We start from the raw sequence: 21,995 nt of genomic DNA on the forward strand, positions 1-21,995 counted from the left end.
AAGGAACGATGACGGTCGTCCAACGTGCCCGCTATATGACGCTGGTATCCGTAGGCTAGTTGAGCCATTATCCGTTCTGAGCCAGCGCCCACTTCGTCCGCAGTAAAACAGACCGGCCTGAGCCGGAGCTGGACCGCGCAGAAGGCCACAATGGCAATAGGTTGAAGTAAAACATGGTAACTTGCCGCCGAACCGCTGTACTAATAGCAACGTATAATGGCGAGGCGTTTCTATCGCAGCAGATCGCAAGCCTGTACAATCAAAGTTACCCGATGATTGACCTTTGGTTTTCGGATGATGGGTCGAACGACTCTACGCGAAAAATTATTGAGAGGACTGCGAGAGACTGGCGCAAGGGAACGGTCCACCTCTCCGACGGCCCACGCCGCGGCTTTGCCGAGAATTTCCGGTCACTAATTGTGAACCCAGAGATAGCGGCGGAATTTTTTGCATTCTGCGACCAAGATGATGTGTGGGACGAAGAAAAGTTAGCGGTTGCTGTGGATTGGCTTTCCAACCAGCCCGAAGGCACCCCAGCTCTCTATTGTTCGCGTACGCGAATCATCACGGCAGAAGGATCGTTCTTGCGGCTTTCGCCGCTCTTCCGCAAAAAGCCGGACTTCCGCAATGCGATTGTACAGAGCATTGGCGGTGGCAATACCATGGTGATGAACAGGGCCGCACGCGACGTCATGCAGCAAGCGTGCGCCCGGACAGGCTTCGTTAGCCATGATTGGTGGTGTTACATGATGATCACTGGGGTGGGGGGGAGAGTACACTTTTCCGGCGAACCCAAAATAGGGTATCGGCAGCACTCGGAAAATGTCATTGGAGAGAATGGAACCTGGCGCGCGCGAGTACAGCGTTTGCGATCGCTCCTGGAGGGACGGTTTGCGCGTTGGAACGATCGCAATCTAGTTGGGTTGGCGGCGTGCGAGGACATGCTTACGAAGGACGCGCGCGAAGCAGCGCGGCTCTTCTCCGAAGCTAGGACCGGGCAGCTCACCAAACGAATTTCGTCTCTCGTCCGCTCTGGTGTGTATAGGCAGAAGTCGCTTGACCAACTGGGTCTATACCTTGCGAGCGCCCTGAACAAATTGTGACATGATCGGGTGATGTGGCGCCAGAGTTCCATCGGGGGCGTTTAGATATCCAACCGATGTGCTACTGGCGGCTCATCTAGCGAAGGAAAACAATTTTGGAATCGTTGAAGGGCGCATTTGATGACGTAGGCTCCGGCTTGCGAATGCGCCGCATCTGGATGGCACTGGCGCAAGAAGATATCGGCGACCAGCATCGGCGCACAAGGCTTGGCCCGCTCTGGCTTCTCATCAGCTATCTCGCTTTCGCGGGCACCTTCATTTTCGTTTTTCAGCGCGGCGATAGCGGAGCCCAAAATTACCCGGCCTATGTGGCGACCGGGCTGCTCGTGTGGCTCTACATCATGGAAACGATTAACCAGAGCATTACGCTGTTTGCGCGCGAAGAGAGCTTCATCAAGGGCACGACGTTGCCACTAACAGTCTATGTGATGCGCCTTGCCATGCAGTCGGTCATCCGGGCCGCCTATGCACTTGCCGGATGCATCGCCATTTTGGCGCTGAGCGGCGTGGCGTTTTCCGCAGGCTGGATGTGGTCACTTGCAGGGATCGTGCTTCTGCTTGTGGTGACGCCGGCTGTCATTATCGTCATTGCCTTTTTGGGAGCGTATTTTCCCGACAGCCAGTTCGTAGTTTCCAACCTGATGCGCATTGGCATGTTCCTTACCCCGGTATTCTGGTCCTATGAAGGCTCCGGAGGTCTGCGTCACTTTCTCTACTACTGGAACCCATTTACCTATTTCCTTGAGATTGTGCGCGCACCAATCCTCACCGGAGACATGGCGGCATACCCGTTCCTTTTTTGCCTCGCCTCCGGCTGCCTCATCTGGGCAATCGCCCTTTTTACCCTCGGCCGTTGTCGGCGACAATTGGTGTTCGTACTCTAGATGGTATTCATCCGAGCGGAAAATCTCTCCCTAACCTACACTTTACGCGAACGGCCGACTCTGGCGCGCCGGGCCCCCCACTTGGTCGGACCCGGCGGCCGGATCGAGGAAAGAGCGGGTAGGCGCCTTGTCCGAGCCTTGGAAGACGTGAGCTTCGAGCTTAAGTCCGGCGACCGGCTGGGATTGGTCGGCACTAATGGGGCAGGCAAAACCACACTGCTCAAAGTACTCTACGGGATACTTGCGCCCACCGGTGGCAAAGTAGTGACCGATGGGCGGATCGACGCCCTTTTCAACATTAACTTGGGATTTCGTCGCGAGGCAACCGGACGGCGTAATATTGAATTGCGTGGGCTGATAAACGGCTGGAGCCCGGAGGAGATCGAAGCGCGCATGGAGGAGATCATTGCCTTCAGCGAGCTTGGAGACTTTATCGACGTGCCCTTCAAAAGCTATAGCCAAGGCATGGCAGCACGTTTGGCGTTCTCCATCGCCACCAGCATGAAGCCGGAGATTCTTCTGATGGACGAATGGATCGGCGCGGGTGACCCCGGCTTTCAGGAAAGGGCCCGCCGACGGATGTCGGAACTGGCGGAGCGAGCGGGAATAATCGTGCTGGCGAGTCACAATGAGACGTTACTATCGAGGGTATGCACCAGTAGGCTGGAGCTTGAGGGCGGTAGGGTCAAAGCATTCTCGCAACGGGACCCGGAGTTTTACATTGGACAATCATGAGGATCGGTCGCGTGCGACCGGCGATACGCGAAAGCTTTTTCTGGACCTGATGGCGAAGGTCATTTTGAACCAGATCAACCCCGAAAATGGGGCCAGGATAAAGTACTTGCTTGACGCTCTCACCAGCTCGGCACCTCTTCGAGACAGACGTGCCCTTATCAGCGCGCTCGTCGACATTAGAAACCAATCTCCCGAGATCAGTGAGGCGCTCAAGGACCCGTTCGCCCGGCCAAACTGGTGGATAAAAACTCTCGGCTTTCCCTTCTCCATGATTGGCCCTGACCGGCTCGACAACGTTCGCTGGGCAGTTGAGACGGTGATTGCCGAAAATATCCCCGGAGCGCTGATCGAAACGGGAGTATGGCGCGGCGGCGCTTGCATGATGATGAAGGCAGTAATGACCGCCTACGGCGAATTGCGGGATCTCTATGTTTGCGATTCTTTCCAGGGCCTGCCTGAGATGAAAGAAGGACCGGACTCATCGCTACCTCTCAATGAGAACCCGATCCTTGCCGCCCCTTTGGACCAAGTGCAGTCGCATTTCTCGCGGCTCGATCTGCTCGATGATAGCGTTCACTTCATAGAGGGGTGGTTCGCCGATAGCATGCCACAATTGCGCACAAACGGCCCAAAGCAAATAGCGGTCCTACGCCTAGATGGCGACTATTATCATTCAACGAAGGTAGTGCTTGATAACCTCTATGATCGCGTGGTTCCGGGTGGGATTGTCATAATCGACGATTACTTCGTCTACGAGCAGTGCGCCAAGGCAGTCGAAGAGTACCGCCACCTTCACGGCGTGACACAGGAACTGCACCAGATTGATTTCGCGGGAGCTTGGTGGCGCGTCTAGCTACGCTTTTGAGCACGCGCTTCCGCGCGCTACATCAAAAAATTCGTTAGCTGGTGAAGCGTGGGTCATTGCGGCGAATATAGTTTAGGATGGTGTCGATCGCCTGATCCTGGGCATCCGCCTTGCTTCCAAGCGACATAATAGAGTCATCTTGGGCATCGTTCTTCTCGCGCGACATTTCGGCCAGAAATGATGCTAAGGCAGGTCCCAGCGAGCCGCCCGGTGTGGTAAGCGCCTGGATTACCAAAGGCTCGAGTGACAGTCGTATGGCATTGCCCTGCTCCGCCAGAAGCTGCTCAAGCCTAGCGACATGGTGTTGGAGTTGACCCTCGAACTCTTCCCTCAACAACTTGGTCTGCGTCAACATTGAAGGTTCAACTAGTGCGGCGGTGAGGTCGCCCTTGTGCACGTTGAACCACTGTTCAATCCACGCATTGAGGGCGTGGGTCTCCAGGCGTGTCGCTTCAATAGAGCGTAATCTCTCTATTCTCGTGCGATCATGGCCGCGGCTATAGATATGACCCACATCGACCGCGCCGCCATTGCGCGTGATAAGCAAGTACTCATACCGCGTCGTGTTCACGATCGCTTCACCGGTGAGACGCATGGTATCGCGTAGAATGGCGGCTTCTCTAGGGGGCAACAGTGCCAACTGGCGGAAGTCGCCTGTGGTGTCATCCCCCAGGAACAGGACGCCCAGTCCGTTCGAGTGCTCGAAATTGAAGGTGCGATTCGGATAGGCAGCCTCGATTTCAGCCCAAACTTGCCAGACTCCGAAGTCGGGATCGGTTACCATCGTGTCGTGGAAAAGGACGACCCCGTTTGGGCTCATCTTGGGGAGCCATTGTTCGAAGTCGAGCTTGACAGCGTCATACTCATGGGCGCCATCGATATGCAACATATCGATCGAGCCTTCTTCGAATTGGGTGGCGGCGTCGGAGAACAATGCGCGGATGGAGCGGACGCGATGATCGCCACGACGCTCTAGCTCGTCATGGAACTGCGCATAGACTTGCCCGGTAAAGGGGCCGGTGTGTTTGTCGCCAGTCCAGCTGTCAACAGCCACTATTTCACGTAGTTCCGGCACTTGGGAGGCGGCATCGAGAAAGGCAAAGAAGCTGTCCCCACGGTAGGAACCCAATTCCACCACACGCCCCGGTTTGAGCGACCAGATGGCCCATGCTGCAACAGGAGCCAGTCCCTGCCACGCAATCTGAGTGGTGCGGTAATCCGGGAAAAAATCGAGGACCTCGGGGGGAGGCAGAAACATGGACGCTTCTTTCATGGTCAGGCGACGAAGCGCTCCAGCGCACGGTCATAAACGGCTAGGTCTGCAGCGCAGTTCATTTCGATCTCGGGGAGCATCGCAGGGTCGACCGGGATCGCGCTTCCGCTCCACACCGCATTTTCGCGCGAGTTGATTGGTTTGGTGACCAATTCCTGCACGCGCGGATGTTGTGGATCGAAATCGATTGCCGCGCAGAACCGTTCCACCGTCGTCCGAAAGTGCTCCTGAATGATTGCATGGGAAAGCCCGTCAATGCCGATACCGTCAAGGTAGACCGACTGTGCGTTGCCTATGAAGTGAAACCGCGAAAACGCCACTACGTCCATTTCGCCCGCCATGATTGCGCGGTGCCGCTCTACGCTGTCGTCCCCGTGCAGCGCAATGTGACGATACTGAGATATGACCCGGGACACCGGGTGGCGCAGCGTCGCCAGGACGGGAGCATCGCCGAAGATGTCGGCATATTTGGGATAATGATAGTGCCCATGAATGACGTCGTATTTCTCGCAAAAGCTGGCCGGATTCGCGGCAATCCAGGGGGCGCAGGTCCGGGCCGCAGTTAGGTCGCGCTCGGTGCCATAATCCATGTAAATTCGGTCACCGTAGACGATCTTGAGCGTCTCAATGAAGTTGGTTCCAGCGGTCTTGGGAACGTGGATCGAAACAAGGGAAAGCATATCACTCCTGATTTGCGGGGGTGGCATTAGTCGATCCACCCTTTGACGAAAGCGCTTGTTACCTGTGAGACAAGCGAGGGCTTCACATGAATCTCGTCGTCTTCCCACGTTTCGGCGCGCGGCGAATTCATGACCATCTCGTAGGAAGGAAAATAATCGACGTGGTTGAAGCTGTCCCGTGCGTCCTCTGCCACAACACGTAGCTGGCTCTTCGATAGCGACGATGACATCACGACATCGTCGGCGGTCATGGTGGCCTGCAACGGCACCGGCGACACTGACAGTACGACTTTCGCCTTGGGAGCATAGGTCGAGACCAACTGGATCAGCCGATGCATCTTGTCTCGGAGGAACGCGAAATTGGGACGCATGTGTACAAAGCGACTTGGTTGCCCATTGGGACCCTCCGCTTTGACGCGGCGGGCCTCCTGCTGCATGGCGCGCGGATGAGGCGATGTGTTCAGGAACAGTCCCGATGGCCGGTCGAACCATGCCTCTACCAGGCCTAAGGTGATAATGACCACATCGGCCTCGGCCATTCGGCTGGTTGTCTCCCGGATGCTGTCTCGCACGATGGCATGCTGTTCTAGTGGCAAGAGCTTTATCCCGGAAGTCGCGGGGTCAAAATACTCGTTCTCGCCAACGCCGATATAGCGGCCGGGCTCCCGATGCGCCGGATTGAAGGTGCGCTCTAGCTCATCGATCATGGAGGGAATATTGAACTTGTTCATCGCGGCTCGTGCATCGCGATCCCCACTATAGAATTCGGCCGGAATGTTCGTACCCGCGGTCAGGCAGGCTATGCCCTGCGCGGCCAGTTCGCGCTCTATGTTGCGGGCGAAGCACGAGCCGATTGCGAAGAACTTGTGGCTGCGGCTGAGCCTGAATTTTGGCGTGCTGTTGACGAAGAAAAAGTCATTGCTGTAACGCCGTTGAGCAGCATTGGCATCGTCGCCGGTATCTAGCCATCGCTTGTATCGGTTGTCGCGATAGTTGTGGCTGATGACCTCATAGGGCGTGATATGGGGCCGGGGATCCTGAGGGGGCATTTCCAAAGCATAAACCGGGGCAAGATCTTCTGGAACACTCATGTCGCTAACTCCGCTTTGGCACGGAAAAGCCGATGTGAAAGCATGCCGGGTACATGGGCGAAACTGACGTGCCAACTCTCTGGATGATAGGTACGGGCCGCAGAGAGCCTTGCATCGACGTCGCCCACCCTCTTGGCGGCCCTGCCGATTGCCCCCGCCAGGCCGTCCACCGTGGGCTCCCCCGGTTCGAAGTTCGAAGTAAGGGAGCGGTACCATTCCGCCGGGCGGCCGGGGGCGATGTTTACCACCGTCACCACTCCCGAACGCACCATCTCGAAAGGCGGCACCGAGGGGTGAGGTGCATACATCAGGCTCATACCTAGGTCAAACGTTGCCAGGGTTTGGCGATAGGACTCGTAGTCCTTATTGGGCAAACAGGTAATACGCAGTCCATCCAGTTCGAAGCTTTCGCCCATCTTGGGCGAGCCGATCATGAAAAACTCCCAAGGCTCGGCGTCGAAGGCACCGCATCGCTTTGCGCGGGCAAGGGCCATCAGGGCAATGGTCATGAGGTTCCGCTTAGCGTGCTCTTCCGGTCGGCCGTAGAACACAAAGCGGCGGGGCGAGCGGCTGGACAACGTGGCTCGGTCAGGCAGCACGGCCGCTGGAAGTCCCTGTTCGAAGACGGCGACCTCACTATCGGGATAAACCAGCCCCTCTGACTGGAGGTGTTGCAGAAGCTTGCTTGAATTGCAGATCAGCCGCGGTCGTGGTTGCTGATGAAAGACGCTTTCGGCAAGAAAGCGTCGACTATCGTTGGCATAGAAGATACGCTCGTCTTCTTGAACGAAGTAGTAATAGCCCTTATCGTCGAGGAAACGCACCATCCTGGCTGCTACGAGCGAAGTGGTCCAGTTATAGGAGACCACCATGTCGTCAGGGTTAAGTCGAATGGTCCGACTTATGCCGACCCGCTCCAGGTGCGACTGCGTGATGACCTTGTGGATCAGCGCCCGGTCCTCGAAACTTTTGAGAAGCTCGCTCTTGTCGCCAATTGGACCCAGGACCAGGATCGCGGTCTCGTAGCCGAGCGACTGGACGAAGTTGATAAATTGAAAAAGGGCGATATACCCGCCGAAAATGACGCTGGCATTCAGGTCCGGAACAACGAACCAAATTCGTGGGGGCTGGTCCGGCTGCAAGCGGACATTGATGTCGCGGTTTACAAAGGACAGCAAGTGGTATTCGGCCCAGGCGTCGGCCGATACAGATGGAGCCCCATCGGGGCGGCCCAATTTTGGATGCAGGGCCACCCTTGTTAGTTGGCCGAGTACGCTCAACTTGCTACGGATGCTTGGTGTCCGGTGCACCAGCAGCAGGCCTGCGGCGATCTTGTGGGAAATTGTTATCCTGGAGCCGCTCACTCAGTTTCCTTTTGCTGCTCGTCCCAGTTTGGGGCTATGACGCGGGTCACCAGATGCGTCTCGCGCTGCGTAATACGCGGCGATCCGCTCCCTGTCAGCATCCGTGGCCGCAAGCTTGGATTCTCCCCAACGCAAAGGTCGCAGCGGAGTCTCCAGCGCCCGCCAAAGCGGTGTGTCGCCCAGATATTCGCGTTTTTCATCGATCTTGGCCAATGGCAGCTGGTTCCACAGACGGATGGCTTTCTTCACCGCGCGATGCAATTCGGAAACGGCGCGGCCGGGGGACTCATTGAGCCGCCGGCTCACCAGCAATTCGAACCGGCTGAACTCTTCAGATTCGACCCCGATGGTGGTGCGCAAAAAAGCTTGCGGTGAGCGGAACATGTCGCTGAACTCGCCCCACCGCACCGACGGGAAATGCGCACCAAAGCTGGTCTCGATGAGTTTCCAATCATAGCTCCTCAATGCCACGCCGGCCAGATCAGACTCGTTCAACATTATCCCTTCCACGAGCCAGTCGGAAAAGCTGGTATTGATCCAGGCGTGTGCGTAAAGCCACCGATGAAAGCTGCGTAGGCCAGCAACGCGATCTCGTCGCGTGTAAACGATCTCTGCCCTCGGAAACAGGGCCGCAAGTCGTCTAGCAATCTCATCCATGCTGACGACATCGGTAAAGCTCAGGCGTTCCTCCGAGAGGAAACGCGGCAGTAGGCTGCCGTCGGGGAGCGGTTGGGCGGCAGGCGCGTGGGCCAGCCAGTCGTCGACGGCCACCTTCGCCGCTCCTTGGTCATAGGAATGGGCGGCCTTGGTAACACTATCGATCGCGCGGTGTAGCGCCACGCACTTTTCATAAGGGACGGTCGGATTCCACCAAGGTTTGCCCATGAAGCACACCGATTTCAGGGCCGGAAAGACGAGCTCTTGGAATGTCGTCGTTCCCGTCTTGGGCGGCCCGATGTGCAGAATGGTGCGGGATTGAGTCATCCGAAAAATCTCACTATGGCCGAACGACCAGCCGGTGCACAACGGCACGCACGCTCGCCCGCCATTCGGGTGCCGACCACCCGAAGCTGCTTGTAATTTTGTCTGTTGCGAGTCGAGAACTGGCCGGTCGGCGAGCCTTGGTGGGGTATTGGCTTGTGGCAATATCTAGCACTTGTGCATAGGGCCCGCCATGTTCACGACTGGCGCTAAGAACATGGCGAGCAAGATCTGCCCAATTGGTCACGCCCGCTCCTGCTACGTTGTAGATACCCCATGGTTCTGGTCTTTCGCGGCCAAGAGCATTGGCCACATGCAGGATTGCGTCTGCGATGTCGAGTGCAGAGGTCGGATTGCCGCATTGGTCCGCCACTACAGAGATCTCTCCGCGTTCAGAGGCAAGGCGCAGCATTGTCTTTACGAAATTCTGGCCGAAGGGACTGTAAACCCAGGCGGTGCGCAGGATCAGATGACGTGGGTTGGCCTCTGCCACTGCGTTCTCCCCTGCCAGCTTGGAGGCGCCATAAACGCTTTGTGGCGCGGGCAAGTCGTCCTCCGTATAGGGGCGTTCGCTTCTGCCGTCGAAAACATAGTCCGTGGAAAGGTGAATAACCGGAATGCCAAGGTTTGCGGCCGCTTCAGCCACGGCCCTGGCGCCCCCCTCGTTGATTGCATAGGCGATATCCGGTTCGTCCTCCGATTGGTCGACCGCTGTAAAAGCCGCGGCGGAGACGACGATATCGGGTTGTACCGACGCGAGTGCGGGCATGATCGTCTCGGGTCTTGTCAGGTCGAGCAAAGGACGACCAACAGTGATGACAACGACTCTGTCGCGCGTCGATGCGCGTTCGGCAAGGCTGCGGGCTACTTGGCCTTCGTGGCCGGTCACCGCGATTCTCATGCAACGATGGCCTTTGAGTTGCCGAGGCGCTCGCCGGCATAGCGCTGCTCCCGAACTGGCTTCCACCACCAATCGTTCTCAAGATACCAGTCGATCGTCTTGGCAAGACCGGTCTCAAAAGTTTCCCGGGGTGTCCAGCCGAGTTCGCGCTCGATCTTGGAAGCATCGATGGCATAGCGTCTGTCGTGCCCAGGCCTGTCGGTCACGAAGGTTATTAGCTCGCGAAAGCTTGTTCCCTTTGCGCGCGGGCGCCTTACATCGAGCTGCGCGCAGATCGCCTCGACTACTGCTAGGTTGGTGCGCTCGACCCGTCCTCCGATGTTGTAGCTCTCTCCTACGCGGCCCTTGCTAACCACTAGAGCTAGGGCACGGGCATGGTCTTCGACGTAGAGCCAGTCGCGGATGTTCGCGCCGTTGCCATAGACAAGCAGGGGCTTTTCTGCGAGCGCGTTGAGGATAGTGAGCGGAATGAGCTTCTCCGGGAAGTGATAGGGCCCGTAGTTGTTGGAGCAGTTGGAGAGGACCACCGGCAAGCCGTAGGTTTCGTGCCAGGCGCGTACAAAATGATCCGAGGCAGCTTTTGAGGCGGAGTAGGGCGAGGAGGGCGCATACGGCGTATCTTCGGTAAAGACGCCGCTCTCGAATGGAAGGTCGCCGAACACCTCATCGGTCGAGATATGATGGAAGCGGAAGCTCCGCCGCCGGCCTGGCGGCAGTCCGCGCCAGTACTCGAGCGCCGCGTTGAGCAGGCGAAAAGTTCCCACGACATTGGTCTCGACGAACGCTTCGGGACCGTCAATCGATCGATCAACATGGGTTTCGGCAGCGAGATGCATAACAGCATCGATCCGCTCAGCCTGCATGAAGTTGATCAGGCCACCGTCGCAGATGTCAACGTGGTGGAAGACGTAGTTGGGGCTGTCGGCGATGTCCCGCAGCGACCCAAGATTGCCAGCGTAAGTGAGCTTATCGACGTTGACGACCCGCTCTGCCCCGTTTGCCACCAGGTGGCGACAAACAGCCGATCCTATGAATCCAGCACCGCCGGTCACCATTATCCGCATGCTTTTTTCAATCTGTTAAGTGTCAAAGTCAAATAGGTCAGCGGCCGCAAGCGGCAGTGCGTCCCGGTCCTTTGGCGAAAGCTGCACCATGTCGGCAGTGAAAGGCCACGCGATACCGATTTGCGGGTCATCGAAGCGGATAGAGCGGTCATGTTCAGGTGAGTAGTAGTCGGTCACCTTATAGACCACTTCTGTCGCTGGCTCGAGTGTGACGAAACCATGGGCGAAGCCCACCGGCACCAGTAGCTGGTTCCACTTTTCGGCGGAAATCTCCAACCCAACCCATTTGCCTAATGTTGGCGAGCCCCTCCGGATGTCGACGGCAACATCAAAGATGCGGCCTCGCACGACGCGCACCAGCTTGGCCTGTGCTCGCGGCTGAAGCTGATAATGCAGTCCCCTGAGCACACCGGAAACTTCAGAATAGGAGTGGTTATCTTGCCGGAAGACGAGGTCCACTCCGTGTTCAGCTAGCGCCTGGGCGCTATAGGTCTCAGAAAAGAAGCCACGCTCGTCGTCGAACTTTCGTGGAACGATTTCTACGACACCTTCCAGGCTGGTGGGCTTAAGGTCCAGCATCCGCTAATTCCTTTATTCGGCGGCGTAGGTAGCTGGCATACTCGGTCTTGCCTAGCTGACCAGCCCTGTTGAGTACCTGGTCGGCCGTTAGATAGCCGAGCTCAAGCGCAATCTCCTCCAGACACATGATCTTCATTCCCTGGCGCGATTCTATTGTGCGTACGAATGATGAGGCGTCATGCAAGCTGTCGTGTGTTCCGGTATCCAGCCAGGCGAATCCCCGGCCCAGCCGGCAGACATGCAGATCTCCTCGCTCAAGATACGCACGATTGACGTCGGTGATTTCGAGCTCGCCTCTCAACGACGGCTTTATCGACGCAGCAATATCGAGCACATCGTTGTCGTAGAAATAGAGGCCCGTGATTGCCCAGTTCGATTTCGGATTTGGCGGCTTTTCCTCGATCGTGTCCGCATGTCCGGTAGTGCTGTTGAAGCTGACAACACCATACCGGCTCGGGTCCTTCACGTGGTACGCGAAGACAGTCGCACCCGTCTTGCGCTCGATTGCCTCGCGGCAAAGCCTCGCCAGCCCTGTGCCGTAAAAGATATTGTCGCCGAGAATGAGCGCGGCCGGGTCGTTGCCGACGAAGTTCCGTCCGATGATGAATGCTTCAGCCAATCCATTGGGCTGGCATTGTTCAGCGTACGAGAGCGATATGCCAAAATTGCTGCCGTCACCCAGCAACTCACGAAATTGGGGTAGATCGCGAGGTGTTGAGATGATCAGGACTTCGCGGATGCCCGCGAGCATCAAAGCACCAAGGGGATAGTAGACCATGGGCTTGTCGTATACGGGAAGGATTTGCTTGGAGACGGCCAAAGTCAGCGGATACAGGCGGGTACCGCTTCCTCCGGCCAGGATTATGCCCTTCATACGATGAAATTTTGAGTGCTAGCCATGCTGACGCTCTTAGCCGCAATCGCCAACCGCAATCAAGCATAGATGCCGATTTTTTGGCAACGCCCTGTTGATTGTCACCGAGATCTGACCCGTTAGGGGCAGGAGTTTTCACTGAGAAAACGTCTCGATGACAATCCGGGTCAAAATCCTGGCGACAATCAGCAAACGCCCGTCAGCTCAGTACCGACGCTATGCGCGATTGACCGCTTCAAGGCCATCGTTGGGCCGCTTGCTATCTGAACTATTCGACGCGGCAATCAATGGTGATCCTCGCCGCGAGGCATACCATCTGATGAGCGCGTTCTCAGGGGCGACCAGCCGAATGTTCGCGCCGGCCACGACCCTCCGCTCTGCCTCTTGTTCCGATTCGAACGGACTCCGACGCAGCCATGAAGGTGGCGAGCTTGGGTCCGAACAGGGTTCTAATCGGCAACAGGTGCCGCGATTCATCTCTGTATTTCAATGGTGTAGGTGTTCGCAGTTCTGTTCTGACCGGCGCGCCAAATTTATCCTTGTATTACAATGAGTTGAAGAAGGGGCGAGCCGACTTGAGGTGCGTCGAAGGGAGCTCTGCGTAAGCAGTGCGCCTCGGCTTTCCGCTGCTTCAGTCGATGTTTCCGCGCCGTTGCCGCCGCCGCCCTACTGCGTAAGACACTGATTTTCTTGCGAAGCAAAGGTTCGGAGGTCGAAGGGGCGTTCGACCGCTGCCCACAAGGGCAGCGGTCAAGGCCCTCCTTGCTGGGTGTAAGGGGTGATGCAATCGGGGCCATATGAGCGCGATATCGGCGACATGGGTGTAGCGGCTGGTCACGGTGGCATCGCCAAACTATCGACGCCCGCGCTGTGCCAATGCGCCTACTGGCGTTGAGGCTCGCTCAGGTCACGGCACGGATAGGACCGTCGCTAGCGGCTGGGCCGGGCAACGCTGGGGGCTGGCATCCTCGATCGTTGATCCAACGTCGACGGATTTTGCAATTCGGCTGTCTATACAGTTAGGCTGTCTTGGTCGCACCCGTGCTTCCACTAGACCAGTCTTCGAACGTCGTTGCCTCGAGACTGGGCGTCCGATGACTGATTAGAAATGCAGCCATATCCGCCGGGGGAAGTGGACGGCCAAATAAGTAGCCTTGCAGCTGATCACAGCCTAGGCCTGTAAATAAATCGTCTTCCTCCTGTGTCTCTACGCCTTCAGCAGTCAAATTCACACCAAGTGAACGGCTGAGTGATGCGATCGTATCCAGTATTGGGTGGACCGTCGCTGCGTTCTCTCGCCAGCTTTTGGCGAATGACTGGTCGATCTTTAGCTTGGTAAAGGGCAACTGCCAGAGAGAACTTAAGTTTGAGTAGCCGGTTCCGAAGTCGTCCATTGCGATACTTACACCAAGGTCCCGCAATGCTTTCAACTCTGAGAGGACGACGTCGGTCCGCTCCATAACAAGGCTTTCCGTGATTTCCAGCTCAAGGCGGTGCGGATCCAAACCACTGTCCTTCAGTGCCTGCAAGACGACATCGACCAGCCCTTGATCCGCCTCAAAATTTCGGCCGAATTGAGCGGCTGACAGATTAACGGAGACCGTAAGATGCTCCGGCCAGGTCGCGGCAAAGCGACAGGCCGATCGAATTACCCAGTCTCCGATGCGGCTGATTGCCCCGATTTCTTCAGCAATTGGTATGAACTCGCCAGGCGAGATCATCTCACCAAAGCCATCAGGGAGCCGGATCAGGGCCTCGAAACCCTCCAGCTGCTTGGTCCTGGCACTGAGGATCGGCTGAAAGAACAGTATGAACTCCTGGGCGTGCAGAGCCTCCCAAATGCGAGTTTCGAGGCGCCGCCGTCGGGTGAGCACTTGCTGCATATCCGGTGTGAACAGAACATTGCAGTTTCTACCCACCGTTTTTGCGCGGTATAGAGCGATATCGGCCCGCTTCACAAGTTCGTCAACGGTCACCTGGCGATCAGCGATGCCGGTTCCCACACTGGCGGAGATATTGATCGTGTGGCCCGACAGCGTGAAAGGTTGCGCCAGGCCCTTTACGATAGCCTGCCCGAACACCAAAGCGTCTTGCGGGGCGGCTACGTTTGTTTGCGCGATCACGAATTCGTCGCCACCGAAACGCGTCAAAAGGTGATGCTCTCCGCAGAGCTCTTTGAGCCGCTCCGCAGTCTGTTTAATCAGTTCGTCACCAGTATCGTGACCCATACAGTCGTTAATGTCCTTGAAGCGGTCTAGATCGACGAAATGAATTGCCACCGCTGTACGTCCGCCCATCTCCTGGGAAACCAGTTCCGAGAAGCTGCTTCGGCTGAGAAGGCCCGTCATGGCGTCGTGATGGGCCAGGTATTGAAGGTGCCGCACCGCGTCGTTTTTCTCTTTGGTGCGGCGGGAGACGAGAAGGCCAATTCCCAATAAAACGGCGATGAGCAGCGCTGCAACGGTCGCAACCGCTGAAATGATGTAGCGACTCCTGAGTTCGGCGCCGGCGAGATATGGCTCAACCACCTTGGAAACTTCCATCACTGCGCGCACATCGTTCAATTGCCAGTCTCGGCGGACGGAATCTGGATGATTGTTGTGGCACGACACGCAGGCTGGCGCGGTCATTCGGTCCGCTACGGCGACGCGCATTACGCGCTGTCCGTTGATGATTTCCTCACGCGCGAAAACGGCATCAGGGTCGGTTTGGAAGGCCTTCCATGCCACCTCTTGGAAATTGTCCATCCGGCGCTCTGAGCGATGGGGCCACGGATATGGGCTAATCAAGGCGAGCTGCAGGTCTCGCTCAGAAAGGAGGTCGGAAATATCCTTCACGAACGTGGCCGGCAAAGGTATGCCCGTCGCTTCAGCTTCATGATCGATGGATGGCTGCATCGCTCCGGTCACTAGGGCCTTAGCGACCACGCGGGTGGTGTAATATCCACGTATGATCTTGATCTGGTCGGCTACTTCCACATTGCTTTGCAGGGTCGACTCAAGGGCAGCGGATCTGAGTGCCCCAGGCAAGTAAAGCATTAGGCCGCCGACAGTTCCGACGATTAGAAGGACAACAGGCAGGACGACATGCCAGATGGTGCTTACGTTGAAGGTCGCCGAACTCCTCGATGACATTCTGCCACCCTCCCAGCGTTCATCGAGGCAGTAAACACCGCCGAAGATTAAGGAAACGCTATGTGGCGGTCGGAGGGGCTGGTCCTTCCATGAGGCGCCGCCTTACACACTCGACTCTATTGAAGAGATGATCGGCGGCCGAAACATCACCTTCGAGGTGACGTGCCCAAGTTATGAATATCTCTGCCCACTTCGGGTGAGCTGGTATTATCTGTGAACTGAGCCCAAGGTCCTCTCCGGCTTACTTCTCCTCGACGCACAGCCGCCCGTGCGATCAGTTCACGGAACACTGAAACGTCGTCGACACCGTAACGAGAACTGGCGCTTCACATCTGATGGCCACTCTTCAATCCTGAGCGGCCCCGACCAGCGTCGCCGCTCCGGGTCGACCCATCGTCGCCATCAGGGGTAAGCATTGGGCTCTGAGGTAGCGTGCCGTATCGTCGTTGGGTGAAGAGTCGAACGGTGGGGCATCTGCCATGCCCTGCACCGCGCGCGTCCAGCACTGTTACCAATTGGCTCAGGTAATTTCAGTCGGGCTGCCAAGACGCACGCCCGCCAATTTCCCGTTCTGCCAAGCCAGATCACAGGGCTCAATTGCCTGCTGGACCAGAATTCTGAAGGTTGCTGGCAGATCTACAGGTTCGGCCAACTCAATGGTTAAACCCGAACCTGATCTGTTGATCACAACCACTGGGAAGCGCGTAAGGTCGTCGTCAAGGACAAGCATGGCCGGCATCCGCTGGCGGTATCTGGTCGCAAGCCGCCGTTCCTTTTGTCCTCGCACGCTGCATCTCCAGATCTAACCGGCTGGTGGCCTAAAAACACGCACCGTCAACGCGCGCCCAAGGAAACCGAGCCATAAGCGTAGTACCGCAGAACTTGTTATTGAAGTCTCAAGCTGAAGCCGGGCAGGTCCTTAAAGTGCGCAGTGCTTCCAAACAGGCAGCAGCAGCTTCGCGGCCCTTGTTGTGCTCGTCCTTGCGGCTGCGCAGGATCGCCTGTTCATCGGTATAGGTGGTCAAAATGCCAAAAGTAATAGGCTTGCCGGTTTCCAGGCCAGCCTGCATCAATCCGTGGGCGGCCGCCTCGCTGATATATTCGAAATGAGCCGTATCACCCTTGATGACGCAGCCCAGGCAGATCACGCCATCGAAGCCGGATTGTGCCAGGCGCTTGGCGATGAGCGGAATTTCGAAGGCGCCAGGCGCCGAATAGATGTGGTCTGGCGCTATCGAAACGCCGTTTTCCGCCAGATAGGCCAGTGCACCATCGCGCAGGCCGTGGGTAACCTCGGGATTGAACTGGCTGACGACAAGGGCAAGGCGAGGTGTGGTTTCAGACATTCTGGTTCTCATGTTCCTGATGGGTGAAGGTGTGGCCGAACTTGTCCCGCTTGGTCGCGAGATAGCGCCAGTTGTAGGGATTGGCTGGGATTTCGAGCGGCACGCGCTCGGCGACATCGATGCCGAACTGCTCGAGTGAAAGGGCCTTGTCCGGATTGTTTGATAACAGCCGTAGGCGCTCGATGCCGAGCGCGCGCAGGATCTGGCTGGCAATACCGTAGTCGCGGGCATCGGGCGCAAAGCCCAGGGCCGTATTGGCTTCCACCGTGTCGTGGCCCTGGTCCTGCAGGGCATAGGCACGGATCTTGTTGGCAAGGCCGATGCCGCGGCCCTCCTGCCCGCGCAGATAGATCAGGGCGCCGCCATCACCAGTGGCGATCTGGCACAGAGCCTCCTGCAGTTGTGGTCCGCAATCGCATCTGAGCGAACCCAGTGCATCGCCGGTGAGGCATTCTGAGTGCAGGCGTACCAGCGGCGTGCGCCCCAGCGGATTGCGGATCAGCGCCAGGTGCTCGGTCCCGTCCAACCGGCTGCGGAAGGCTCGAACCTCCAACGGGACGGGGGAGTGTTTGGTGGGCAGCTCGGATCGCGCCACCTCGTCCACCAGAGTCTCGTTAGCGAGACGATGGGCGATGATGTCCCTTATGGTCAGAATGGGCAGCTTGTGTTCCCGGGCAAAGATATCGAGATCTGTCCGCCGCGCCATCTGTCCATCGTCGCGCATGACCTCGCAGATCACGCCGGCGGGCTGCAACCCGGCCAGCCGCATCAGGTCGATAGCGCCCTCAGTATGGCCATCGCGCGCCAGCACACCGTTCTCGGCTGCCCTGAGGGGAAAGACGTGACCCGGCGAGGCGATATCGCTTGTCCTCACATCGGGGTTGGCCGCAACCCGAATTGTCCTGGCCCGATCATGCGCCGATATGCCGGTGGTGATCCCTTCGACAGCCTCGATGGACACAGTAAAGGCGGTCGAACGCCGGGCCCGGTTATTGGCCACCATCGGGGGCAGGCCAAGCCTGTCCACCTGTTCGCCGGTGAGCGCCAGGCAGATCAAGCCGCGTCCATGGCGGGCCATGAAGTTGACCGCTTCCGGGGTCGCAAATTCGGCGGCAATGACGAGATCGCCCTCATTCTCACGATCTTCGTCATCGACCAGGATCACCATGCCGCCATTGCGCAATTGGGTCAGGGCTTGAGATAGGGCAGACATAGCCGCTCCACATATTTGGCCATGACGTCGACCTCGACATTAAGATCGTCGCCAATGGCGAGGGTATTGAGATTGGTGTGCTCCCAGGTGTGGGGGATGATGGTCACCAGCACCGCAACGCCCCCGTCCCGCTGGTCGAGGCCATTGATGGTGAGGCTGATGCCATTGAGGGCGATGGAGCCTTTTTCGACGCAATAGCGTCCAAGGGCGTCGGGCAGCACAAAGACGTGCTTGTAGGCGCCATCGGTCTCGACGCGCTCCACCAGCCGCGCCAGTCCGTCGACATGACCCTGCACCAGATGTCCGGAAAGCCGCGTGTCGAGCGTTACCGCGCGCTCCAGATTGGCGTATTGGCCGACGGCCAGGCCACCCAGATTGGTGCGCGCCAGCGTTTCGGGGCTGATGAAGAAACGGGCGCGGCCGGCGCCATCGAATTGGGTGACGGTGAGGCACACGCCGTTGACGGCAATGCTCTCGCCCAGCGACAGGTTCGGCCAGCCGCTTTCGAGTTCGATTTCCAGCGAGCCGCCATTGGGCGCGGCCAGAGAGACGCGTGCGCGTTTTTCAATGATGCCCGAAAACATCTTTTTCCTTTCCGTGTGAATAAGCTTGGGAAGTCAGGTTGTGGCGAACGGTCACCCGGTCGGTCCCGTCGGGATTGGCGGCCTGCTCGATCAGAACATGCTCGTCCCAGAGGCCGGTTGTGAGCAGATGCGCGGTCAGGGTCGGACCGGCTTCGACCAGCACTTCCATTCCGCCCGCCGCGCCGATCGCTTCCAAGGCGTGGTGCACGTCATCGGCCAGGTGCAGGGTAAAGCCGCGCTGTCGGGCAGCATCCAGATAGGTCTCAATGACCCGCCGGCGCCGGTCAAGGATGACCAGCATGCGTTGCTTTTCCGGGTGGTCTGGTACGCGCCGCACGGTAAAGAGAGGGTTGTCCGCAAGAACCGTCCCCGAGCCTGTCAGGATGGCATCGGCCCGACGCCGCAGACGATGGGCCAGTTCCAGCGAGGAAGTGCTGGTAAAGGTTTTGCGCCCGGCAGCCGGTACCATGCTTCCCGACGCGGAAATGGCCTGCTTAATGGTGATGAAGGGCAAGCCTGTTTGGCTGCGCTTTGCGAATGGCGCGAGCAGCCGGTTGGCTTCTCCAAGCAGCACAGCGGCCTCGGGGTGGTGCAGATCGGACAAGATGTGCACACCGAGCCCCGCTGCGCGCAGGCGTTCGGCGCCGCCGCCCGTGACCCGGGGATTGGGGTCACGGCATGCAATCCAGACCTGGCGTGCGCCCGTGGTCAGGATGGCCTCCGCGCAGGGTGGTGTGCGGCCGTGGTGGTTGCAGGGTTCGAGCGTCACCACGACGCTGTCGATCTTGTCCGCAAGGCCGGTCGCGCGTGCCAGCGCTATGGCTTCCGCTTCGGCATGGGGTAGACCCGCCCGCCGATGGGCGCCGGCGGCCAGCTCCAATCCCCTTGCATCCAGCAGAACGCAACCGACCGGCGGATTGGGCGCCGTGGCGCCCTCATGGGCCCGCGCCAAATCCAGCGCACGCGCAAAGGCGCGCAGGATCGGCTGCGGCGGAAGATCTGGATTGGGGTAAACTGCGCTTTCGTTCATGCCCGTCCCGTCGTCACCAAAGACGCGTTCCAGGGCAAATGACGACAAGCACGCGCTGTCCGGTGAACGGAAAGCGCGCGTCGACGATCATCGGTTCTCTTCCATCCGGACTATACCGTCGGCCCCGGAATTACACCGGGTCTGCTGACCCCATCCCGAAGGATGGGCGCTCGCGGGCTGATGTGCCGAAAAACACAATTACCGCCGGTGGGGAATTCCACCCCGCCCTGAGAACACTTGCAGGTAACCTGCTTCAATCTGACTTAGAGCAAGGGCGGCAACAGAGCAAGAAGGCACATCAACGTGCCTTATCCCGGGCATGTGCATGCAATTCATCTCAATAGCGATTCAGTTCGAATAGGAACCGTACTTGAGTCTGACCAGACACTGGGCGACCGGCCCTGATGAGCCGAAATCCGATGAGGGTATTCATGAAAAAGTCTCTTCTTCTGTCTTCAGCGCTGTCGGTGGTCGCTGCGTTTGCGGTCGCTGGTCCAGCTTTGGCCATCGGTTCAGGCGATGTGCCTGCTCCTGTGGATTTGATTGACATGGCCGGCCCGGGCCAAAGCCACACCAATGACAGCGGCATTTCTGGCTTTGACGGAAACCAGGGAAATGATCGCAAGGTGGGCAATGCCGGCGGCGGATCCGTGTCGGAGCCCATCGACGAACCGGTCGAGGAGCCGGTGTACGACGGTGGGGTCTGGTAATATTGCCAAATCCCCGCAGGGCAGCCTCAAGTTGCGAGACTGCCCTGCGAGTCAAAATTGAGTTCAGTTGCACGCTCGCATGGGTTGGCGCACGAACAGACTGAACCTAGCCACGGCCGCGATAGCTGGGGACGCCAGTGTCTGGTAGCCAGAGATGGCTTGGCGGAGTGTTGGTCTGCCAGAAGACGTCAATCGGCATGCCGCCTCTCGGGTACCAGTAGCCGGCAATTCTGAGCCAGCGAGGCTCGAGCAGACCCACCAAACGACGCCCGATCCCGACTGTGCAATCCTCATGAAAGGCCCCGTGGTTGCGGAAGGCCGTCAAATAGAGCTTGAGGGATTTCGACTCTACCAGCCACCTGTTCGGAACGTAATCGATGACCAGGTGGGCAAAATCGGGTTGACCTGTGACCGGGCAAATTGACGTGAACTCAGGCGCGGTGAAGCGGGTCAGGTAATCGGTATCCTCGTGGAGATTGGGCACGCGTTCCAAAACGGCCGTCGTGGGGTCAGTGGGTGCCGGAACATCGCGCCCAAGCTGGCTCAGGCCAAGATGCTGCTCGCTCATGCCTGTGCTCCCTCAATGGGAGCCGTTGACGTGCGGCGTGTCTGCAACAGATGAACCAGTGGCAATGCCAGTACCACCATCCAGCTTTTGCCTACAACCTGACCCCACATCAAGTCTGTGCTGCCAAATGCCAGTTGCAGAAAGATCAACGTATCCACAAAGAGCCCGACGATACTCGAGGCGAACACGGCGAGAAGCAAGCCGCGACGCCGCAAGGGCGTGAATACCGCCATGTCTGCCAGTTCGGACACCAGAAATGCTGCAGCCGACGCAATCACCAGGGCGGGCGGCGCGATCGTGGCTGAGATGGCTGCACCAGCGACGATGGCGGCAATGGCCCAGATTGCACCAAGACGCTGTTGCACAAAATCCCGGAGGACAAATGCAAGGCCGGCCACCAGCACACCGCTGGGCGCCAGGAGGCCGGGCGCCACTGGCACAAGACAAGGGCCATCCGGAACGCAGACGGTTCCAACATTGCCAATCATCCAGTTGGCCAGTGGTACTGTCAGGGTGAAGGCGGCAATAAGGGCTATGCCCTCGACCTTCCAACGAAGGTCAGGCGTATTTGACATGGTTTTCTCCTGCTTTCAGGCAACACAGACCTGAGCGGAGCTTTCATTGCGGGAATAGTCCGTGCTTCGCAAGGGGCGAGCCCCGGCAAACCAACTGGCGCCGGAGTTCGGTGACCTCCCTGAAGACGTCGTGGCGGAGCGTCGGAACAGTCGCAGGTCCGACATCTGATTGGACTTAGGGGCGCCCGCCGCCTTTTCCACCAGCATTGTCACTGCCGGAATTGCCGCGACCCTCCTTGTCGTTGCGTCGTTCGTGAGCACCCTCGTTCTGTGCAGACATCCACGCTCATATCGAACGTGAAACTAGCCAAAAATTTAGAGTCTTCAGCTAATCCTAGTGGCGAGTGTGAGAGGTACACGGGTATCCACACGCAAAGTTACAGGGGCGAGCGCGGTTATAGCGCGGCAATCTGGATGAGACGCTGGCGACAATCTGGATGA

22 protein-coding genes and 1 riboswitch are annotated in these 21,995 nt (G+C 58.2%); of the genes, 5 read left to right on the forward strand and 17 right to left on the reverse strand.

Translation table 11 applies throughout. From position 1 onward, the window contains the following. The first annotated feature begins 173 nt into the window (after window positions 1-173). The 4 genes from NIM87_RS07705 (at window position 174) to NIM87_RS07720 (ending at window position 3,575) form a co-directional block, all read left to right on the forward strand. The gene (locus NIM87_RS07705; RefSeq protein WP_254674046.1) at window positions 174-1,103 is read left to right on the forward strand and encodes a glycosyltransferase family 2 protein; all 930 of its coding nucleotides are present in this window, start codon (window positions 174-176) and stop codon (window positions 1,101-1,103) included. Between the two features lie 95 nt (window positions 1,104-1,198). Next, complete coding sequence (locus NIM87_RS07710) at window positions 1,199-1,987, forward strand: ABC transporter permease (protein ID WP_254674047.1); 789 nt, start codon at window positions 1,199-1,201, stop codon at window positions 1,985-1,987. A 147-nt stretch (window positions 1,988-2,134) separates the two neighbouring features. Next, window positions 2,135-2,722 (forward strand): ABC transporter ATP-binding protein, encoded by a 588-nt coding sequence (locus NIM87_RS07715; protein WP_254674048.1) that lies wholly within the window; start codon window positions 2,135-2,137, stop codon window positions 2,720-2,722. Further along, window positions 2,709-3,575: a TylF/MycF/NovP-related O-methyltransferase gene (locus tag NIM87_RS07720; RefSeq protein ID WP_254674049.1), complete on the forward strand. Its 867-nt coding sequence runs from the start codon at window positions 2,709-2,711 to the stop codon at window positions 3,573-3,575. Before NIM87_RS07715 ends, NIM87_RS07720 begins: the two co-directional genes overlap by 14 nt. Before the next feature lie 46 nt (window positions 3,576-3,621). Here NIM87_RS07720 and NIM87_RS07725 read toward each other — a convergent pair whose 3' ends face one another. From NIM87_RS07725 to ribD, 15 genes are all read right to left on the reverse strand, one after another. Further along, window positions 3,622-4,845, reverse strand: coding sequence for a class I SAM-dependent methyltransferase (locus NIM87_RS07725; protein ID WP_254674050.1), 1,224 nt, complete (start codon window positions 4,843-4,845; stop codon window positions 3,622-3,624). Window positions 4,846-4,862: 17 nt separating this feature from the next. Further along, window positions 4,863-5,540, reverse strand: coding sequence for a sulfotransferase family 2 domain-containing protein (locus NIM87_RS07730; protein WP_254674051.1), 678 nt, complete (start codon window positions 5,538-5,540; stop codon window positions 4,863-4,865). Window positions 5,541-5,566: 26 nt separating this feature from the next. Beyond that, on the reverse strand, window positions 5,567-6,631 hold the full coding sequence (locus NIM87_RS07735) for a GSCFA domain-containing protein (protein WP_254674052.1): 1,065 nt from the start codon (window positions 6,629-6,631) through the stop codon (window positions 5,567-5,569). Beyond that, window positions 6,628-7,995 carry a rhamnosyltransferase WsaF family glycosyltransferase gene (locus tag NIM87_RS07740; protein ID WP_254674053.1) on the reverse strand — a complete coding sequence of 456 codons (1,368 nt, stop codon included), beginning with the start codon at window positions 7,993-7,995 and terminating at the stop codon, window positions 6,628-6,630. Before NIM87_RS07740 ends, NIM87_RS07735 begins: the two co-directional genes overlap by 4 nt. Further along, window positions 7,996-8,979: a hypothetical protein gene (locus tag NIM87_RS07745; RefSeq protein WP_254674054.1), complete on the reverse strand. Its 984-nt coding sequence runs from the start codon at window positions 8,977-8,979 to the stop codon at window positions 7,996-7,998. A gap of 13 nt (window positions 8,980-8,992) precedes the next feature. Next, window positions 8,993-9,877 (reverse strand): dTDP-4-dehydrorhamnose reductase, encoded by an 885-nt coding sequence (gene rfbD, locus NIM87_RS07750; RefSeq protein WP_254674055.1) that lies wholly within the window; start codon window positions 9,875-9,877, stop codon window positions 8,993-8,995. Further along, complete coding sequence (gene rfbB, locus NIM87_RS07755; RefSeq protein WP_254674056.1) at window positions 9,874-10,941, reverse strand: dTDP-glucose 4,6-dehydratase; 1,068 nt, start codon at window positions 10,939-10,941, stop codon at window positions 9,874-9,876. Before rfbB ends, rfbD begins: the two co-directional genes overlap by 4 nt. A gap of 15 nt (window positions 10,942-10,956) precedes the next feature. Next, window positions 10,957-11,520: a dTDP-4-dehydrorhamnose 3,5-epimerase gene (gene rfbC, locus NIM87_RS07760; protein WP_254674057.1), complete on the reverse strand. Its 564-nt coding sequence runs from the start codon at window positions 11,518-11,520 to the stop codon at window positions 10,957-10,959. Further along, a complete protein-coding gene (gene rfbA / locus NIM87_RS07765; RefSeq protein ID WP_254674058.1) occupies window positions 11,507-12,394 on the reverse strand; it encodes a glucose-1-phosphate thymidylyltransferase RfbA in 888 nt (295 codons plus the stop codon). The genes rfbC and rfbA overlap by 14 nt, the downstream gene beginning before the upstream one ends. A gap of 1,019 nt (window positions 12,395-13,413) precedes the next feature. Next, window positions 13,414-15,528 carry a putative bifunctional diguanylate cyclase/phosphodiesterase gene (locus NIM87_RS07770; protein WP_254674059.1) on the reverse strand — a complete coding sequence of 705 codons (2,115 nt, stop codon included), beginning with the start codon at window positions 15,526-15,528 and terminating at the stop codon, window positions 13,414-13,416. A 520-nt stretch (window positions 15,529-16,048) separates the two neighbouring features. Continuing rightward, the gene (locus NIM87_RS07775) at window positions 16,049-16,258 is read right to left on the reverse strand and encodes a hypothetical protein (protein ID WP_254674060.1); all 210 of its coding nucleotides are present in this window, start codon (window positions 16,256-16,258) and stop codon (window positions 16,049-16,051) included. A 166-nt stretch (window positions 16,259-16,424) separates the two neighbouring features. Beyond that, window positions 16,425-16,874: a 6,7-dimethyl-8-ribityllumazine synthase gene (gene ribH, locus NIM87_RS07780; protein ID WP_254674061.1), complete on the reverse strand. Its 450-nt coding sequence runs from the start codon at window positions 16,872-16,874 to the stop codon at window positions 16,425-16,427. Then, entirely contained in the window at window positions 16,867-18,087 is a 1,221-nt protein-coding gene (gene ribB, locus NIM87_RS07785; protein ID WP_254674062.1) for a 3,4-dihydroxy-2-butanone-4-phosphate synthase, read from the reverse strand. The genes ribH and ribB overlap by 8 nt, the downstream gene beginning before the upstream one ends. After that, the gene (locus tag NIM87_RS07790; protein WP_254674063.1) at window positions 18,063-18,671 is read right to left on the reverse strand and encodes a riboflavin synthase; all 609 of its coding nucleotides are present in this window, start codon (window positions 18,669-18,671) and stop codon (window positions 18,063-18,065) included. The genes ribB and NIM87_RS07790 overlap by 25 nt, the downstream gene beginning before the upstream one ends. After that, entirely contained in the window at window positions 18,652-19,749 is a 1,098-nt protein-coding gene (gene ribD / locus NIM87_RS07795) for a bifunctional diaminohydroxyphosphoribosylaminopyrimidine deaminase/5-amino-6-(5-phosphoribosylamino)uracil reductase RibD (RefSeq protein WP_254674064.1), read from the reverse strand. The genes NIM87_RS07790 and ribD overlap by 20 nt, the downstream gene beginning before the upstream one ends. Before the next feature lie 41 nt (window positions 19,750-19,790). Continuing rightward, a riboswitch (FMN riboswitch) is annotated at window positions 19,791-19,940 on the reverse strand. Between the two features lie 192 nt (window positions 19,941-20,132). On the opposite strand from ribD, the gene NIM87_RS07800 reads away from it, so the two are divergent. Then, the gene (locus NIM87_RS07800; protein WP_254674065.1) at window positions 20,133-20,411 is read left to right on the forward strand and encodes a hypothetical protein; all 279 of its coding nucleotides are present in this window, start codon (window positions 20,133-20,135) and stop codon (window positions 20,409-20,411) included. A 106-nt stretch (window positions 20,412-20,517) separates the two neighbouring features. Here NIM87_RS07800 and queF read toward each other — a convergent pair whose 3' ends face one another. Together queF and NIM87_RS07810 are read right to left on the reverse strand one after the other, a co-directional pair. After that, window positions 20,518-20,979 carry a preQ(1) synthase gene (gene queF, locus NIM87_RS07805; RefSeq protein ID WP_254674066.1) on the reverse strand — a complete coding sequence of 154 codons (462 nt, stop codon included), beginning with the start codon at window positions 20,977-20,979 and terminating at the stop codon, window positions 20,518-20,520. Then, window positions 20,976-21,554, reverse strand: a complete 579-nt coding sequence (locus NIM87_RS07810; protein WP_254674067.1) for a VUT family protein — start codon at window positions 21,552-21,554, stop codon at window positions 20,976-20,978. Before NIM87_RS07810 ends, queF begins: the two co-directional genes overlap by 4 nt. Window positions 21,555-21,995 lie beyond the last annotated feature (441 nt).

The organism is Devosia ureilytica (assembly GCF_024273195.1).
Taxonomy (GTDB): Bacteria; Pseudomonadota; Alphaproteobacteria; order Rhizobiales; family Devosiaceae; genus Devosia; species Devosia ureilytica.